At 50.7% G+C, this 2,980-nt stretch carries 3 protein-coding genes and 3 tRNA genes; 4 read left to right on the forward strand and 2 right to left on the reverse strand.

Translation table 11 applies throughout. The annotated features are described in order from the left end of the window. Positions 1 to 2: 2 nt before the first annotated feature. Positions 3 to 78: transfer RNA gene (locus N0B36_RS09470), tRNA-Ala, on the reverse strand. Positions 79 to 299: 221 nt separating this feature from the next. Here N0B36_RS09470 and N0B36_RS09475 point away from each other — a divergent pair. Continuing rightward, positions 300 to 662: a YfeC-like transcriptional regulator gene (locus tag N0B36_RS09475; RefSeq protein ID WP_016153913.1), complete on the forward strand. Its 363-nt coding sequence runs from the start codon at positions 300 to 302 to the stop codon at positions 660 to 662. A gap of 1 nt (position 663) precedes the next feature. After that, the gene (locus N0B36_RS09480; protein WP_016153914.1) at positions 664 to 1,056 is read left to right on the forward strand and encodes a YfeC-like transcriptional regulator; all 393 of its coding nucleotides are present in this window, start codon (positions 664 to 666) and stop codon (positions 1,054 to 1,056) included. Positions 1,057 to 1,112: 56 nt separating this feature from the next. On the opposite strand, the gene gltX is transcribed toward N0B36_RS09480, so the two are convergent. After that, positions 1,113 to 2,528, reverse strand: a complete 1,416-nt coding sequence (gene gltX / locus N0B36_RS09485; protein ID WP_103766598.1) for a glutamate--tRNA ligase — start codon at positions 2,526 to 2,528, stop codon at positions 1,113 to 1,115. Positions 2,529 to 2,786: 258 nt separating this feature from the next. Between gltX and N0B36_RS09490 the strand changes: the two genes are divergently transcribed. After that, positions 2,787 to 2,862: transfer RNA gene (locus N0B36_RS09490), tRNA-Val, on the forward strand. A 46-nt stretch (positions 2,863 to 2,908) separates the two neighbouring features. Continuing rightward, positions 2,909 to 2,980 (forward strand) — tRNA-Val (locus N0B36_RS09495).

Consider the following 2,980-nt stretch of genomic DNA (forward strand, 5'->3'; position numbering starts at 1 on the left):
TTTGGTGGAGCTAAGCGGGATCGAACCGCTGACCTCTTGCATGCCATGCAAGCGCTCTCCCAGCTGAGCTATAGCCCCATTACGTAAAGCTTGTCGAGTTGACGGGCGGCATCATATGAATTCCCTTCGCGTGTGTCAACGGCAAAATTAACTCATAGAATTCAATCGCTGAAAAAGCAGTCAAATGAAGAACATTGCGTAACAACTCGCATTCAGTAGTTAAACGCGTCACGGTTTCTACTAAAATGGTGCTATAAAATGAACCACTAATTAACCCCACGACTATTCAGGGAATCGTTATGTTCAAGGAACGGATGACGCCAGAAGAACTTGCTAATCTGACCGGATACAGCCGGCAGACCATCAATAAATGGGTACGCAAAGAAGGTTGGGCGACATCACCAAAACCAGGCGTTCAGGGCGGTAAAGCCCGGCTGGTTCACGTCACCGAACAAGTTCGTGAATACATTCGCAGCGCTGAGCGTTCAGCCGAAGGTTTATCAGATAACTTATCGTTATCCGGCGATACCTCTGTTGAAGCGCTGCTGATTAGGCTCGCCAAAGAAATGACACCGACAGAACAGAAAATGTTTACCTCACTGATCCTGCGTGAAGGCATTACGGGTTTATTACAGCGTTTAGGGATCCGCGAAAACAAATAATATGAAAAAATTACGCAGCAAAATGACGACCGAAGAGCTGGCGGAATGTCTCGGGGTTGCCAAACAAACCGTCAATCGTTGGATCAGAGAACAAAACTGGACTACCGAAAAGTTTCCCGGTGTTAAAGGTGGTCGTGCCAGACTGATTCATATTGACTCCAGCGTCCGCGCGTTTCTGCTCAATATTCCCGCTTTTCGCAAAGTCCCTGAAGTTTATCAGGCTGAAGAACCGCTCGCAGAATACACCCATGTAGTACGCAGCCACGCGTGTCGCCAGATAATTAGCGCACTGGACAACATGTCCCCAACGGAGCAAGAAAAGCTGGCGATGTATATTTCGCGCGAAGGTATTCGCACTTTTCTTACTCGTTTGGGTATTGATGAGTCTGAATAACAGGCAAAAAAAACGGCAGGATACGCTCCTGCCGTTGTTTCATCGGTCAATCAGTCTTATTGCTGGCTTTCGCGCTCAGCAATAAACGCCAGCGCTTTATTAATACGCTCAATGCTGCGGGATTTACCAATCGCATGCACCGTAACGTCTAACGCCGGGGACTGACCCGCGCCGGTAACGGCTACACGCAGCGGCATCCCGACTTTACCCATACCAACTTCCAGCTCATCAGCCGTTGCCTGAATCGCATGGTGCACGTTTTCTGCCGTCCACTCGCTAATCGCAGCCAGCTTGTCACGAACCACTTCCAGCGGCTGACGTGCAACCGGGCGCAGGTGTTTCTTCGCTGCATCAGCGTCGAACTCGGCAAAGTCTTCGTAGAAGTAGCGGCAGCTCTGCGCCATCTCTTTCAGCGTTTTGCAGCGCTCACCGAGCAGTTTAACCAGCTCTGACAGCTGCGGGCCTACGCGAGTATCGATATTTTCCTGCTCAATGTGCCACTGCAGATGGGTTGCTACATATTCCGGCGCCAGCGCATTAATATAGTGATGGTTCAGCCACTGCAGTTTTTCAGTGTTAAACGCACTCGCAGACTTGCTCACCGCACCGAGGGAGAACAGTTTGATCATCTCTTCACGGGTGAAAATTTCCTGATCGCCACTGGACCAACCCAGACGCACCAGATAGTTCAGCAGCGCTTCCGGCAGGTAACCGTCGTCGCGGTATTGCATAACGCTGACCGCACCGTGACGTTTGGAGAGTTTTTTACCATCGTCACCATTGATCATTGATACGTGTGCGTAAACTGGCACCGGCGCGTTCAGCGCTTTCAGGATATTGATCTGACGCGGAGTGTTGTTGATATGGTCTTCACCACGAATAACGTGGGTGATTTCCATATCCCAGTCGTCGACAACAACGCAGAAGTTGTAGGTCGGGGAACCGTCGGTACGGCGAATGATCAAATCATCCAGCTCCTGGTTGCTGAATTCAATCGGCCCACGGATCTGGTCGTCAAAAATAACGGAACCGTCCTGCGGGTTGGCAAAACGAACCACGCAAGGTTCATCAGCAACGTGATGCTCGTGGCCGTGGCGGCAGCGGCCGTCGTAACGCGGCTTCTCACCGTTCGCCATCTGCTCTTCGCGCAGCGCGTCCAGACGCTCTTTAGAGCAGTAGCATTTATATGCAGTGCCTGCTTCCAGCATTTCATCAATCACCGCGTTGTAGCGATCAAAACGTTTGGTCTGGAAGTACGGGCCTTCATCCCATTCCAGATTCAGCCAGTTCATGCCATCCATAATGGCTTCAATAGCTTCCGGAGTGGAGCGTTCGAGATCGGTGTCTTCAATACGCAGCACAAACTCACCGCCATGGTTGCGTGCAAAAAGCCAGGAATAAAGAGCAGTACGCGCACCGCCGACGTGCAGGTAGCCTGTCGGGCTTGGCGCGAAGCGAGTTTTGATTTTCATGAAATGGCCTTACGTTTATAAAGATGCCGACAACCGGCAAATCCAGGGAAGATTATCAGGCTCGTATTCTATCACCGTGGTCTGATTCCTCAATGTTGTTCAGGTTGGAACATTACGCTTTGCCATTTTCGTATACAAATCATGCCGCACGGACTGTTTTGCGATCGTTTTGTTTAAATTTACGACGAACGAACAATTTCTTTAGAAAATGCGTTGACTCATTTTCAACTCTCCCTATAATGCGACTCCACACAGCGGGGGTGATTAGCTCAGCTGGGAGAGCACCTCCCTTACAAGGAGGGGGTCGGCGGTTCGAACCCGTCATCACCCACCAACTACTTTATGTAGTCTCCGCCGTGTAAAACAAGAAATTGAGAAGTGGGTGATTAGCTCAGCTGGGAGAGCACCTCCCTTACAAGGAGGGGGTCGGCGGTTCGATCCCGTCATCACCC

It is taken from the genome of Citrobacter sp. XY323, from assembly GCF_025106035.1.
Classification (GTDB): domain Bacteria; phylum Pseudomonadota; class Gammaproteobacteria; order Enterobacterales; family Enterobacteriaceae; genus Citrobacter; species Citrobacter braakii.